Genomic DNA, 14,113 nt, shown 5'->3' on the forward strand with positions numbered 1-14,113 from the left:
TATTACACGGCGTTTTTTATTGGCTGTTTCGCAGTGACTATCTGCGTTTCTTTTGCTGCTGCACACGTTGGTTGTGCTTTTTCACCGCCTTACGAATACGGTTCACCTGAGCGCGCTTATCCTTACGCTTAGGCTGCAGCTGCTCTACGGTCAACTTGGTTTGCTTTTCCGGGCGCAGGCCAACACTCTTACGTAGGTAGTTGACGCGACCCAGCTCCAGCTCTTCCCAGCCACCCTGAGGCAAACGTTTATTCAGATCCAGCTCACCGTAGCGCACACGAATAAGACGGGATACTTCCACGCCCTGCGATTGCCACATACGGCGTACCTCACGGTTACGGCCTTCACTCAGGGTTACATTAAACCACTTGTTGATCCCTTCACCACCCATAGGCTTGATGGTATGAAAGCGTGCCGGGCCGTCATCGAGCTCAACGCCTTTGGTCAGGGTTTTCAAGGTGTCATTGGTGACTTCGCCGAAGACACGTACCGAGTATTCACGCTCGATTTCATAGCTGGGGTGCATCAGGCGGTTAGCCAGTTCCCCGTCATTGGTAAACAACAAAAGGCCCGAGGTATTGATATCCAAACGACCGATGGCAATCCAGCGATCGCCGTCGATACGCGGCAGGCGGTCAAATACGGTGCGGCGGCCTTCAGGATCTTTACGGGTACACAACTCGCCTTCCGGCTTATGGTACATGATCACTCGACAAATACGCTCCGCCGGCTGCTCAATCTTGACGATATGGCCGTCAACACGGATCACCTGGTTTACTTCAACTCGGTCGCCCAAACGCGCCACCTTGCCGTCAACACTGACACGGTTCCCTTCGATGTACTTTTCCATCTCACGACGGGAGCCAACACCGGCACGGGCTAACACTTTTTGTAACTTTTCACTCATTAAGATGGTTCTCTCACAGAAGGATCATGTAATAGTTTTTCTATCTGGCTGTGTTGCTGCGCCGGTAAGGGCGGTAACTGCTCAAGGCCAGATAAAGAAAAATAGTCTAAAAACTCGTTGGTGGTGGCATACAAGGCCGGCCTTCCCGGTACCTCTTTATGGCCTACCACCTTTACCCAGCCCCGCTCCTGCAGGGTTTTGATAATATTACTGGCCACGGTCACGCCGCGTACCTGCTCAATCTCACCCCGGGTAATGGGCTGGCGATAGGCGATAAGTGACAAGGTCTCCATCAGCGCCCGCGAATACTTGGGAGCGCGCTCCACAAACAGCTGACTTAGCCAGGGGCTGAGACTGCTACAGGCTTGAAAACGATAGCCCGAGCCCACCTTGACCAGGCGAATGCCGCGGGTTTGATAATGCTCTTCTATGCTTTCCAGTGCCTGGTTCAGGCGCTTGGGCGCCACGCTGATATCACTGAGTAGGGTTTCTTTTAGTTGTTTTTTTGTCAGTGGTTGTGGTGATACAAAAATAGCCGCTTCAATAAGCTCGACCAGTTGCTCATCACTAATACGTCTGCTGCTCATGACTGCACCTCCGTCGCAGCGGCTATTATGGCAGAGCCGGGCCCTAAGGCAAAGCGCTTCATGCCTCTTGTGGTTTTAGGCGCACATGGATCAAAGACTCGCTCGTGGCCTGCTGACACAAGATCAGCCCTTCTTTGGTCAGCTCTAAAATGGCAATAAAGGTGACGACAACACCGGCACGGCCCTCGGATACGGTGAATAAGGCATGAAAGTCAAGGTAACCGGGCGCCTGTTGCAGCCGCGTGAGAATATCACTCATGCGCTGGCGGGTAGATAAATGCTCCGGACTAATATGATGATGCTCAAAGGTTTTTGCCCGCGCCATCACATCACTGAGCGCCAGCATCAAATCCTGCATGGAGACATCGGGGAACAGCGGCTCGGGCTTGGCCTGCTCGTCAACCAGGGCATGGGCGGTAAAGATATCCCGCTCAAGGCGCGGAATTTCATCAAGACGCTCTGCCGCCTTTTTAAATTGCTCGTATTCCTGCAGACGGCGCACCAGCTCGGCTCTAGGGTCTTCCTCGTCTTCCCCCAACTCCTGGTGTACCGGTAACAACAGTCGCGACTTAATTTGCGCCAACAGCGCCGCCATCACCAGGTATTCCCCCGCCAATTCAAGCTGAAACTCGCGCATCATCTCCACATACTTCATATATTGTTCTGTGATGCTAAACACAGAAAGCTCCAGCACATCGAGCTTATGCTTTTTGATCAGATATAAAAGTAAGTCTAGGGGACCTTCAAAGGTTTCCAGTACCACCTCTAAGGCATCGGGAGGAATATACAAGTCCTCCGGCTTTTCTATCACGGCTTCGCCGCGGATAAAGGCCAGAGGCAACTTTTGTTGCTGGGGTACGACTTGCTCTGTCATTGAAATGGACTTGGGTCACCACAGCCTATGCGCAGCACCTCGATATCGTCTTCGGACATATCTATCACAGTGGTGGCCTGCTCGCTTAAATAGCCGCCGTGAATAATCACGTCCACCTGTTTTTCCAAACGCAGGCGGATTTCATCCGGATCTGACTCGGTAAACTGCTCACCTGGTAAAATTAGCGAGCAACTCATCAAGGGCGCATCCAGCTCTTCCAATAAAGCCTGGCTGATAGGATGGTCGCTGACGCGAATGCCTATGGTTTTCTTTTTCTCATTGAGCACCCGGCGCGGTACTTCTTTGGTACCTTTTAAAATAAAGGTATAGGGCCCCGGGGTATTGTTTTTAATCAGGCGGAACATCTGGTTATCGACCCGGGCATAGGTGGCAAGCTCAGATAAATCACGACATATCAGGGTGAAATTATGGTGCTTTTCGATGCCACGAATGCGGGTGATACGCTCCTGGGCTTGCTTTTCACCCAGTTGGCAGCCGATGGCATAGCCCGAGTCGGTTGGGTAGACCACCACCCCACCTTGGCGAATAATGTCCACCGCCTGCTGAATGAGGCGACGCTGCGGGTTTTGCGGATGGATATGGAAAAACTGACTCATGGCTGTCCTTGGTATTGTTTTATGACTGTGACTGCCAGCGTTGCCAGACGCCATCACAGTCTTTTGGTAAGTATAGGTTCTTTCCTAATTCTATGTAAGGTAAAGGGAAATGGAAATCTGAACCCTGTGAACCTAGCAGTCCATTTTCACGCGCCAGCTGGCCTAAAAACTGCCGCTCACACGGAGCCTGCTGGGTTTGTGCCACTTCCATGGCATCGCCGCCTAGGCCACTAAACTCGCCAATGAGCTTACGCAGCCATTTATTCGACATCTTGTAACGCCCAGGGTGCGCCAACACCGCCTGACCACCGGCGCTGTGAATGGCGTCGATAGCCGTGCCCATATCACACCAGGTGCTTGGCACATAGCCGGTGTTACCTCGGCTGAGGTACTTTTTAAACACGCCTTGCATGGTTTTGGCAGCGCCCTGGGCCACCAGCACACGGGCAAAATGGGCGCGGGTTACCTGGGCTTTTTCAGCGAGCGCCAAGGCCTGCTCATGGGTGTTTTCAAAACCGGCTTTATCCAGACGTTCACCAATTTTAAGCGCACGTTCTCTGCGTTTTTGCTGCTGTTGACCAAGCAATTCGTTAAGATCTTCGTTTTCAGTATCGACCTGCAGACCAACAATATGAATTTCAAAACTATGCCAGCGGGTGGATATTTCAACCCCAGGCACTAAGGTCAGCGGCAGGTTCAACTCGCTGATGGCGGCCTGCGCCGGTGCAATGCCCGCCAAAGTGTCATGATCAGTCAGGGCCAACACATCCACGCCCTTATCTGCGGCGCGCTGCACAAGCTCAGCAACGCTTAACTTGCCATCGGAATATTGACTGTGGCTGTGGAGATCATACTTCAACGCGGTTATCCCATTGTGGTCTTTTGTTAAATCCCTGCCAGTGTACCATTTTATCCGGCGCCTAGGGGCAACTTATGTCATTGCCAAGGCCAGCAAAGTTTTCTTTGCACTTTTATGCCCCTTGGGGTTGACTCTGATGCCGAGGTAAGTTTTACTAACTGGCATAATTTTTCGGTTCAAAAAGAAATAAATATGCGCTCAGCAAAACTAATTCATATCACTTGGTGGTGGCACTCGAACTAGCGGGTGGGATTAGTCGTGGCTGTAGCCAGCACAGAACTGATAACAAACCCGCTCATGTCGCGGGTTTTTTTGTAACTAAATTTGGTAACTAACAATGATTTTTACTCAGTCTAAACACATGATGATTTGGTGGTGGCACTCGAACTAGCGGGTGGGCCTGATCATGGCTGAGCAATTTTCAAACCCGCTGCTTATCCTTAAGTCAGCGGGTTTTTTATTATGTAGCGTTTAAAACCGAACAAATCGGTTAAAACAAAAGGGAATGAGGACCTTTTTTATGATATTTAGTCACATCTCGACGACCGCCGGGCAAGTGACCAGCATTAGTTTGCGACGGGATTATATTCCGTCGGCGCTAAGCCTGTTTGCCAAGCTGGATAAGAGCAATGCCTTATTGCTGGAATCGGCGGAAATCGACTCCAAAGCCAATTTAAAAAGCCTGGTGCTGGTCGATGCGGCGCTGCGCATCGAGTGCAACGGCAACCAGGTGCAGGTTCAGGCCTTGTCCAATAATGGTGCCCAACTACTGCCTTATTTGCAGCAACACCTAAGCGATGCCAGCACAGAGTTGCAAAATGATACCCTGAATATTTGCTACCCAAGTGTTAACCAAAACCTTGATGAGCATGCCAAACTCAAGGCCGCCAATGCCTTCGATACCCTAAGACAATGTATTGAGCGTATCGACAGCAACGGTGACAACCCCTTCTCGGTATTTCTCGGTGGCGTAATGGGTTATGACATGGTCGCCAATGCGGAGGCTTTACCGAGCGTGCCCACCAAGGAAAACACCTGTCCCGACTATGTTTTTTATCTGGCAGAAACCCTGGTGGTGATTGACCATCAACAAAAAAGCACAGAAATTATCGGCAATGTCTTTAATGGCCCCGAGGTTCATGCCAATTGTTTTGAGGTTGGGCAACAGGTTGAGCGCCTTAATGCGCTCTGTGACGACCTGAACGAATTCACGCTAGCGAGTACAACAAATCCCTTATCGCCAAGCCAGGCTCAGGTCGATATTGACGACGCCCTTTTTATGGCCCAGGTTAGCCAATTGCAGCAGCATATTATCGATGGCGATATTTTCCAGGTCGTGCCTTCGCGCACCTTTACCCTGCCCTGCACTGAGCCGCTGGCCGCCTACGCCAGATTGAAGCAGCAAAACCCCAGCCCTTATATGTTTTACCTGCGCGATCAGGATTTCAGCCTGTTTGGCGCTTCGCCTGAGTCAGCACTGAAATATTGCGCCAGCAGCAACCAGGTTGAGGTCTACCCTATTGCCGGTACCCGACCACGTGGTAAAAACGCCGACGGCAGTATCAATCTCGACCTCGACTCACGTATCGAGCTGGATCTTCGTGATGATGCCAAGGAACGCGCCGAGCATATTATGCTGGTTGATTTGGCTCGTAACGATGTCGCCCGCATCAGTAAGGCCGGCACCCGTTATGTTAAGGAGCTGCTTAAGGTCGACCGCTATTCTCATGTGATGCACCTAGTATCGCGCGTTGTCGGTCAATTAAAGGATGATTTAGATGCCCTGCATGCCTATCAGGCCTGCATGAATATGGGCACCCTGGTCGGCGCCCCCAAAGTCAGCGCCGCCCGTCTTATTCGTGAGGTAGAGCAAAAACGCCGTGGCAGTTATGGCGGTGCCGTGGGTTATCTTACCGGCGATGGCTCCATGGACTCCTGTATCGTCATTCGCAGTGCCTTTGTAAAAGACGGCTATGCCCATGTCCAAGCTGGTGCCGGCGTGGTGTTTGACTCAGACCCACAAAGCGAAGCGGATGAAACCCGTGCCAAGGCCAGTGCCGTGCTAAGCGCTATTGCGGCTAGTCAATCTGCTCGCGAAAAGGAGACAAGGGCATGAAATATAAGATTTACTTCTTAGATAATATCGACTCATTCAGTTATAACCTGGTAGATGAGTTTGCCCAGCTAGGACAAGACCTGGTGGTGTATCGCAATACCGTCGATGCCCAGAGCATTTATCAGCGCATGTGCGCCGAAACCCAGCCCGTGGTACTGGTGCTCTCTCCCGGCCCTGGTGCGCCAAGCGATGCAGGTTGCCTGATGGCCTTAATTGAGCTGTGCCGTGGTCAATTTCCCATACTTGGCATTTGCCTTGGCCAGCAGGCATTGACTCAGGCCTATGGCGGCACTGTCGGTCACGCCAAGGAAACGGTGCACGGTAAGTCATCGGCTATTTCCTTGGCACCACATCCGGCGTTTAGCGGATTTGGCGATACCCTGGTGGTGGCCCGTTATCACTCCTTGGTGGCAACCAGCGTACCACCCCAGCTTGAAGTGATCGCCGAGTACGACGGCATGACCATGGCCATTTGCCAGGCGCAGGATAAGGTGCTCGGGTATCAATTCCACCCGGAGTCGATCCTCACGCCCAATGGCGCCCAATTACTGCGCCAAAGCCTAGACTATTTGACCGCTAAGGAGTAAGCCATGGACCTGTTAGCACAATTATACCAACAGCAGGACCTGAGCTTTGCCCAGGCAGAAGCGCTGTTTAACGACATTATGCAAGGACGTGTGGACGATATTACCCTGGCGGCCATCCTCACGGCACTCAAAATCAAGGGCGAATGCAGTGACGAAATCGCCGGTGCGGCCTCGGCCATGCGCGCCAATGCGGTGCCCTTTCACACCCAGGCCAAGGACTTAATCGACAGCTGCGGTACCGGCGGCGATGGCGCCAATACCATAAATATCAGTACCACCGCCTCTTTAGTAGCCGCTGCCTGTGGCCTTAATGTGGTCAAACACGGAAATCGCAGCGTCTCCAGCAACAGCGGCTCTTCCGACTTGCTTGCAAGCCTGGGCGTCAATATTAATATGACCCCAGAGCAAGCCGCTAATTTGCTTGAGCAAACCGGTTTTACATTTTTGTTTGCGCCCCTGTATCACAGCGGTGTAAAACACGCCATGGCGGTGCGCACCACCTTAAAAACCCGCACCCTGTTCAACCTGCTTGGCCCCTTGGCAAACCCGGCCAAACCTCAGGCACAACTGCTTGGCGTGTACGACCCGGCCTTATGCCTGCCGATGGCAAAAACCCTAAAGCAACTGGGGTGCCAACGCGCCATGGTAGTGCACGGCAGTGGGACCGATGAAATTGCCCTGCACGGCGACACTAAAGTCGTAGAGCTAAATGATGGCCAGTTGCGCGAATATACCTTAAGCCCCAGCGACTTTGGCTTGGCACACTTTATCCTGGACGAACTCAGCGGCCAGGGCCCAGAATATAATGCCAAGGCCACGCGCGCGATTTTAGCCGGCCAAGGGAGCGACGCGCATAACGGAGCCATTATTGCCAATGTCGCCGCCCTGTTGGTTATCAATAATAAGGCGAGCAGCTTTAAGGAGGCCGCCGAGCAGGCGCGCCAGGTTTTGGCCAGCGGCCAGGCACAACACACACTTAATGCCATTATCGAGGTGAGCCATGGCTAATGTTTTAGAAAAAATCGTCGCCGACAAGCGCATCGAAGTGGAAGCGCTTAAACAGGCACGCCCGCTGGCAAGCTTTAGCGCGCAAATCGTGCCAAGTCAGCGCGATTTTTATGCCGCCTTGAGTGCGGCGCCAACGAGTTTTATTCTCGAATGTAAAAAGGCCTCGCCCTCAAAGGGCTTGATCCGCGAGGTGTTTGACCTTGATGCCATCACCTCAGTGTACAAGCACTATGCCAGCTGCATCAGTGTGCTGACCGATGAAAAGTATTTTCAAGGCAGCTATGATTATCTGACCAAGGTACGTACCCTTGTGGATCAACCGCTGATCTGTAAAGACTTCTTTATCGACCCCTACCAGGTTTATCTGGCGCGCCTGCACGGCGGCGATGCCATTTTACTCATGCTTTCGGTGCTTGATGATGACACCTATCAGGAGTTGGCAGCGCTGGCGCACTCCTTAAATATGGCGGTGCTGACCGAGGTCAGTAACGAAGAAGAAGTCACTCGTGCTCTGGCCCTAGATGCCAAGATTATCGGCATCAATAACCGTGATCTTAGGGACTTAAGCACGGACTTGGCCACCACGGAGCGCCTGCGCTCACTTATTCCTGAAGATAAATTGGTGATCTCCGAGTCCGGTATCTACAGCCATCAGGATATTAAGCGCCTAAGTCCCTTGGTGGATGGCTTCCTGGTAGGCAGCTCACTGATGGCCCAGGCAGATTTAGAAGGCGCCTGTCGCAGCCTGATCCTTGGCGAGAATAAGGTCTGTGGCCTGACTCGCATTCAGGATGCCCAGGCCGTGTACCAGGCCGGTGCCTATTATGGTGGCCTTATTTTCTACCCGGGCTCGCCCCGATATGTTGATATCGACTGCGCCTGTGCCATAGTCGACAGCGCGCCGCTGCGCTATGTTGGCGTGTTTGTCGATGCCGATATCGAGCAGGTCAGCGAGTACGCCAATCGCCTTAAATTAGCTGCGGTGCAGTTACATGGTCATGAAGATGAGGCTTATATTCGCACCCTGCGTAACACCTTGCCCCTGACCTGCCAGATCTGGAAGGCCCAGGCGGTGGCCGACACCCTCCCCGTGGGTATTCAAGGGGTGGACAGAGTGCTGTACGACACCTATAGCAAAGCCGCCAAGGGCGGTACAGGCGTGCAATTTGATTGGAGCTTACTCGGCGGCGCCACGGCGCCCTATATGCTCGCCGGCGGTATTCAGGCCGACAATATCCAAAGCGCCCAGCAAACCCAGGCTTTGGGCTTAGATTTAAATTCCGGAGTGGAGTCCACCCCCGGGAAAAAATGTATTAATAAGATTAACGCAGCCTTTGCGGCAATTAGGAATTACTGAGGTAGTTATGAAAAATTCAGCCTATTTTGGCGACTTCGGTGGCATGTATGTGCCGCAACTTTTGATCCCGGCGCTCAAGCAGCTAGAAGATGAATTTAACAAGGCGCAACTGGATGCCAGCTTCCAGAAAGAGTTCCACTCATTGCTAAACGAATATGCCGGCAGGCCAACACCCCTGACTCTGACCCGCAATCTGGTCAAAAACCCTAAGGTAAAGCTCTACCTTAAGCGAGAAGATCTGCTCCATGGCGGCGCCCATAAAACCAACCAGGTGCTTGGCCAGGCCCTGCTTACCAAGCGTATGGGCAAAAATGAGGTGATAGCGGAAACCGGTGCCGGACAGCACGGTGTGGCCACGGCCCTGGCCTGCGCCTTACTGGGCCTTAAATGCCGCATTTATATGGGTGCCAAGGACGTCGAGCGCCAGCAACCCAATGTGTTTCGCATGCGTTTAATGGGCGCCGAAGTGATCCCGGTCACCGCCGGCTCCGGCACCTTGAAGGATGCGGTTAACGAGGCGCTGCGCGACTGGTCTGCCAACTATAAAACCGCGCACTATCTATTGGGCACAGCGGCGGGGCCGCATCCCTTCCCGACCCTGGTGCGTGAGTTCCAAAAAATGATCGGTGAAGAAGCCAAACAACAGGTATTGGCGGCGGAAGGCCGTTTGCCAGATGCGGTGATCGCCTGTGTTGGCGGCGGCTCTAATGCCATCGGCATGTTTAATGACTTTATCGATGAGCCTGGCGTTAAACTAATCGGCGTTGAGCCTGCGGGTAAGGGCCTGGACAGTGGCGAGCACGGTGCCACCTTGTGTAAGGGCACCAAGGGTGTGCTGCACGGTGCCTACACCTATATTATGCAAACCGAGCAGGGGCAAATTGAAGAGTCCTACTCGGTATCCGCAGGCCTGGATTACCCTGCGGTGGGACCGCAGCACGCCTATTTACATGAAACCGGGCGCGCCCAGTATGTGGGCATTACCGATGATGAAGCCCTGGATGCTTTTAAGGCATTGGCTCGCAATGAAGGGATCATTCCGGCGCTTGAGTCCAGCCATGCCCTGGCCTACGCCTTAAAGTATGCCGAGCAGCAAGAGCAGGACACCATTTTAGTGGTTAACCTCAGTGGTCGCGGAGATAAGGATCTGGCCCATGTCCACACTGTGTTACAAGCAAAAGGAGAGCAGTAATGAACCGCTATAGCACCACCTTCGCCAACCTAAGCGCCAACAACGAAGGTGCCTTTGTGCCCTTTGTCACCATAGGCGATCCCAACAAGGAGCAAAGCCTGGCGATTATTAAAAGCCTTATCGATGGCGGCGCCGATGCCCTGGAGCTGGGCATTCCCTTCTCCGATCCCATTGCCGACGGCCCGGTGATACAACAGGCCAATATTCGCGCCTTGGCGGCAAATATCGATACCGATACCTGCTTCGATATCATCAAGCAGGTGCGCGAGTATAACGCCGATATTCCCATCGGCCTGCTGCTGTATTCAAATCTGGTGTTTGCCAAGGGCATAGATAATTTTTATCGGTTGGCCAAAGAAGCGGGTGTGGACTCCATTTTGGTTGCGGATGTGCCTTTGCATGAGTCCAAGGTCTTTCGCCGTGCGGCGATGAGCCAGGGCATAGCGCCTATTTTTATCGCCACGCCCAATGCCGATGATGACACCTTGCGCCAATGTGCCTCCTATGGCCGCGGCTACACCTATTTGCTCTCTCGCGCCGGGGTCACAGGCACAGAAACCAAAGCGCAGATGCCGCCCCAGGAGTTAGTCACTAAGTTGAGTGAGTATCACGCCGCTCCAGCCTTGCTGGGCTTTGGGATCAGCACCCCGGAGGATGTAAGGCAAGCACTGCAAAGCGGTGCAAGCGGTGCCATCAGTGGCTCGGCCGTGGTTAAAATCATTGCCCAGCATCTGGATGATGAAGCGGCCATGTGCCAGGCACTGCGCGAATTTTGCGCCGAGATGAAGGCGGCGACCCGCTAAGCTTGTAATCGGTCTTTAAGTGCCTTGGCGCACTTAAAGGCCACCTTGTTTTGCCCGGCAATTTCAATTTGTTCGCCGGTTTGCGGATTGCGGCCCATCTTGGTCGGATGATAGCTTAAGGAGAAGTTGCCAAATTTGGGAATAAATACCGCATCACCTTCGTGTAATGAACGACTAATGGCATCGAGCATGGCCGTAAGTGCCGCAGCGCATTGCTTTTTCGTTAAACCGCTGTGTTGCCCCATGGCATCAATAAGCTGTTTTTTGTTCACTTGAATCCCTACTAAAAACTTTAAAGGCGCGCAGCCTAAAAGCGCAGCCGTTAAATGTCAAACCCAGCCTTTGCCCTTGAGCTTAGGCGCCGATGCTGGTAAAACACCTGCTACCAGAAGTAATGGATGTGGCTATGAGCACACTAATCGAATATATCCCGCTAATTTTATTTTTTGCCGTTTATAAAATGGTCGATATCTATTGGGCCACTGGGGTCTTGGTCGCTGCCAGCGCCATACAAATGGCCTACGCCTATTTTAAGGAAGGAAAAATCGGCACCCGCCACTGGGTGTTTTTCGCCATAGCCCTGGTGCTTGGCACCATGACCATCTTGTTTCGCGACGAGCACTTTATTCAGTGGAAGGCGACCTTCATCTACGCCATCTTGGCACTGACGCTTGTTATTTCGCGCTGTTTTTTCAAAAAGAACCTGGTACAAAAAGCCTTGGTTGGGCTCTTAAATTCCGTGGCCGAAAAGCAAAATGACAGCAGTGCCGACAGTAACGCCGGCAGCAGTGATGCCAACAACATCTTGGTACCGCAAAAAGTGTGGGAGCAATTGAATATTTTTTGGGTGGTGTTGTTTAGTGCCATTGCCGCCCTCAATATCTATGTGGCCTATAACTTCTCCCTTGATTTTTGGGTGAATTTTAAGGTCTTTGGGCTGATGGGGATCACCTTTGTTGCCATCATCTTTACCATAGTGCGCGTCTACCCCTATTTTCCTGACGAACAGTCATAACCCTGCCTCAATCCATTGCTACACTTAATGCATCACGCTGTAGCAATGGAGCGTTTCCTTGACTAATACCCAGTATCGCTGGCTTGAGCTTTTCTGCGTTTTTATCATATTGCCCCTGGTGGGCCTTGGCTTGCGTGAACATTTACAAAACTGGCTGATCCGGCGCTGATCATTCTCACCGCTGTGTGTTGTTTTATTCTACTGACCGACCCTCATTTTAAACGCTTTCGCATTACCTCCATGGGCCAGTTTCCGGTAGTGAAAAAGCGCATGGCCACGTTTTTTCTGACCGGCGCCCTGCTCTCAGGTGTGTTGTACGGCATTATCAATCAGGAAAACTGGTTTAGTTACCCACTGCAATCGCCCATGAGCTGGTTGATGCTGCTCATCCTCTACCCCTTGCTCTCAGTCTTGCCGCAGGAATTAATTTTTCGCACTTATTTCTTTCATCGCTATAAACCGATTATTCCCAATAAGACCAAACGGGTGTGGCTAAGCGCCGCCGTATTTGCCCTGGCCCATGTGGTCTATGGCAATCTGGTGGCCGTGCTGTTGGCGTTTTTTGGCGGCTTATTGTTTTCTTACACCTATGCGCATTCGCGCTCGACTATCGCCTGCGTGCTTGAACATAGTTTATGGGGCTTGTGGATGTTTACGATTGGGGCGGGCAGTTATTTGGATGCGGGCGCCATATAGGCACCCGCGCTTGATTTAGAAACCAAAGATACTTACGGCGAAGAACTTGGTTGCCACGGTATTAATAAAGATCAGCAATAAGATCACTGGGATAAAGGTCGACAGTGAAAAGTTCACGTACTTTTCCATAAAGCTGCCGGCATAGCCGTCAGAGCCTTGTGAAAGCTCTTCGCTTAGCTTGGCCTTCTTCCAGCGATACATAACGAAAATACAGACCATCAGACCGTTGAGCGGCAATATGGTGTCATAAAAAACATCATAAACCACATCGAACATGCTCTTGTCGCTGCCGCCATAATTGGTCAATTGTGTCAGCCAATCAACCATGCCAAAGGACAGGGTGCAGCCCACGGTCAGAATACCTATGGCGCCGGCTAACACCACAAGCGCTTTTTTACGGCTGTAGCCCTTTTCTTCAATCAAGGTCGCGGTAGGTACTTCAACGATCGACACCAAAGAAGTGATAGCGGCGAAGAACACCAATAAGAAGAATACAAAGGCGACGATGGATGCACCCACGTAACCTATATCGGTTTGCAGTGCCAGCAGAATTTTCGGCAGGTAAACGAAAATCATGGATACAGAAGAGTCGGATAACTCGCTTGGATCCGTGTTCGGATTAAAGCTGAAGATAGCCGGAAGCACCATAAGACCTGCGGTAAAGGCCACCAAGGAATCGGTGATCGCCACCATTTTCGCGCCACTGACGATATCATCTTTTTTCGAGATATAAGAGGCGTAGGTCATCAGGATACCCATGCCCAGCGACAGTGAGAAAAACGCCTGAGATAACGCGCCGTTTAACACACTGGCATTCATTTTAGAAAAATCAGGTACCACATAGTAACGCACCCCGGCCATGGCGTTGTCCAAGGTCAGTACATAGGCCACCAGGGCAATCAATAAAACAAACAGCGCGGGCATTAAAAACTTTGCCGCCTTTTCGATGCCGTCTTTTACGCCACCGACTAGGATAAGGTTGACCACCACGGCCACCACCAGCATATAGGCAAAAACGCTGTATTCATTAATAAAGCGCCCAAAGTTACCCGGATCGGCCAGGGCTTCAAGGTTACCGAAGGCAGTTTGTGCCAGATAGCCGAAGATCCATACGGTGATAACCATATAGAAAACGGCAATCATAAAGGGAGTCAATACTGCTAAAATGCCGGCACCACGCCAACGGGGTGAATTTCCCGATAGCTGGCGATAAGCACCGTAAGGGTCTTTTTGCGCCTTACGACCCATGGCCATTTCCGCCATCATCACAGGAAGACAGATAAAGGCCACAAACAGGGCATAGACGATTAAGAAGGCACCACCACCATTCTTAGTGGCCGATACAGGGAAACCAACCAGGTTACCGATACCAACCGCCGAACCGGCGGCTGCGAGAATAAAGCCCAGTCGCGAGCTAAAGTGTTCACGTTTTTCGCTCATAGAAAAACCTTGTTATTGTTTTAACCCGACTCTAGCAGTGTTAAACCGGCCTTTT

At 51.9% G+C, this 14,113-nt stretch carries 14 protein-coding genes and 1 pseudogene; 8 read left to right on the forward strand and 7 right to left on the reverse strand.

Annotated features, from left to right (window positions below):
• Positions 1 to 37: 37 nt before the first annotated feature.
• The 5 genes from rluB to rnm are packed head-to-tail and all read right to left on the reverse strand — an operon-like array spanning position 38 to position 3,844.
• A complete protein-coding gene (gene rluB, locus C2M24_RS00205) occupies positions 38 to 907 on the reverse strand; it encodes a 23S rRNA pseudouridine(2605) synthase RluB (protein WP_105199209.1) in 870 nt (289 codons plus the stop codon).
• Complete coding sequence (gene scpB, locus C2M24_RS00210; RefSeq protein WP_105199208.1) at positions 907 to 1,494, reverse strand: SMC-Scp complex subunit ScpB; 588 nt, start codon at positions 1,492 to 1,494, stop codon at positions 907 to 909. The genes rluB and scpB overlap by 1 nt, the downstream gene beginning before the upstream one ends.
• Positions 1,495 to 1,552: 58 nt before the next feature.
• The gene (locus tag C2M24_RS00215) at positions 1,553 to 2,368 is read right to left on the reverse strand and encodes a segregation and condensation protein A (RefSeq protein WP_105212910.1); all 816 of its coding nucleotides are present in this window, start codon (positions 2,366 to 2,368) and stop codon (positions 1,553 to 1,555) included.
• Positions 2,365 to 2,985 carry an L-threonylcarbamoyladenylate synthase gene (locus C2M24_RS00220; protein WP_105199206.1) on the reverse strand — a complete coding sequence of 207 codons (621 nt, stop codon included), beginning with the start codon at positions 2,983 to 2,985 and terminating at the stop codon, positions 2,365 to 2,367. Before C2M24_RS00220 ends, C2M24_RS00215 begins: the two co-directional genes overlap by 4 nt.
• 19 nt (positions 2,986 to 3,004) lie before the next feature.
• Complete coding sequence (gene rnm, locus C2M24_RS00225) at positions 3,005 to 3,844, reverse strand: RNase RNM (protein WP_105212911.1); 840 nt, start codon at positions 3,842 to 3,844, stop codon at positions 3,005 to 3,007.
• Positions 3,845 to 4,364: 520 nt separating this feature from the next.
• Between rnm and C2M24_RS00230 the strand changes: the two genes are divergently transcribed.
• The 6 genes from C2M24_RS00230 to trpA are packed head-to-tail and all read left to right on the forward strand — an operon-like array spanning position 4,365 to position 10,907.
• Positions 4,365 to 5,960, forward strand: a complete 1,596-nt coding sequence (locus C2M24_RS00230; RefSeq protein WP_105212912.1) for an anthranilate synthase component 1 — start codon at positions 4,365 to 4,367, stop codon at positions 5,958 to 5,960.
• Entirely contained in the window at positions 5,957 to 6,547 is a 591-nt protein-coding gene (locus C2M24_RS00235; RefSeq protein WP_105212913.1) for an aminodeoxychorismate/anthranilate synthase component II, read from the forward strand. Before C2M24_RS00230 ends, C2M24_RS00235 begins: the two co-directional genes overlap by 4 nt.
• A 3-nt stretch (positions 6,548 to 6,550) precedes the next feature.
• Positions 6,551 to 7,555, forward strand: a complete 1,005-nt coding sequence (trpD, locus tag C2M24_RS00240; protein ID WP_105212914.1) for an anthranilate phosphoribosyltransferase — start codon at positions 6,551 to 6,553, stop codon at positions 7,553 to 7,555.
• Positions 7,548 to 8,912: a bifunctional indole-3-glycerol-phosphate synthase TrpC/phosphoribosylanthranilate isomerase TrpF gene (gene trpCF / locus C2M24_RS00245; RefSeq protein ID WP_105212915.1), complete on the forward strand. Its 1,365-nt coding sequence runs from the start codon at positions 7,548 to 7,550 to the stop codon at positions 8,910 to 8,912. Before trpD ends, trpCF begins: the two co-directional genes overlap by 8 nt.
• Before the next feature lie 7 nt (positions 8,913 to 8,919).
• Positions 8,920 to 10,104: a tryptophan synthase subunit beta gene (gene trpB, locus C2M24_RS00250; protein WP_105212916.1), complete on the forward strand. Its 1,185-nt coding sequence runs from the start codon at positions 8,920 to 8,922 to the stop codon at positions 10,102 to 10,104.
• Positions 10,104 to 10,907 carry a tryptophan synthase subunit alpha gene (gene trpA / locus C2M24_RS00255; protein ID WP_105199199.1) on the forward strand — a complete coding sequence of 268 codons (804 nt, stop codon included), beginning with the start codon at positions 10,104 to 10,106 and terminating at the stop codon, positions 10,905 to 10,907. Before trpB ends, trpA begins: the two co-directional genes overlap by 1 nt.
• Here the strand turns inward: trpA and C2M24_RS00260 are convergent.
• The gene (locus C2M24_RS00260) at positions 10,904 to 11,179 is read right to left on the reverse strand and encodes an HU family DNA-binding protein (protein ID WP_105212917.1); all 276 of its coding nucleotides are present in this window, start codon (positions 11,177 to 11,179) and stop codon (positions 10,904 to 10,906) included. The genes trpA and C2M24_RS00260 overlap by 4 nt on opposite strands.
• A gap of 134 nt (positions 11,180 to 11,313) precedes the next feature.
• On the opposite strand from C2M24_RS00260, the gene C2M24_RS00265 reads away from it, so the two are divergent.
• Entirely contained in the window at positions 11,314 to 11,922 is a 609-nt protein-coding gene (locus tag C2M24_RS00265; RefSeq protein WP_105213133.1) for an inner membrane-spanning protein YciB, read from the forward strand.
• A 58-nt stretch (positions 11,923 to 11,980) separates the two neighbouring features.
• Positions 11,981 to 12,618: pseudogene (locus C2M24_RS00270) on the forward strand (CPBP family intramembrane glutamic endopeptidase).
• A gap of 15 nt (positions 12,619 to 12,633) precedes the next feature.
• Here the strand turns inward: C2M24_RS00270 and C2M24_RS00275 are convergent.
• A complete protein-coding gene (locus tag C2M24_RS00275; RefSeq protein WP_105212918.1) occupies positions 12,634 to 14,058 on the reverse strand; it encodes a sodium-dependent transporter in 1,425 nt (474 codons plus the stop codon).
• Between the last annotated feature and the right edge of the window lie 55 nt (positions 14,059 to 14,113).

The organism is Pseudoalteromonas sp. T1lg22 (assembly GCF_002964645.1).
GTDB lineage: Bacteria > Pseudomonadota > Gammaproteobacteria > Enterobacterales > Alteromonadaceae > Pseudoalteromonas.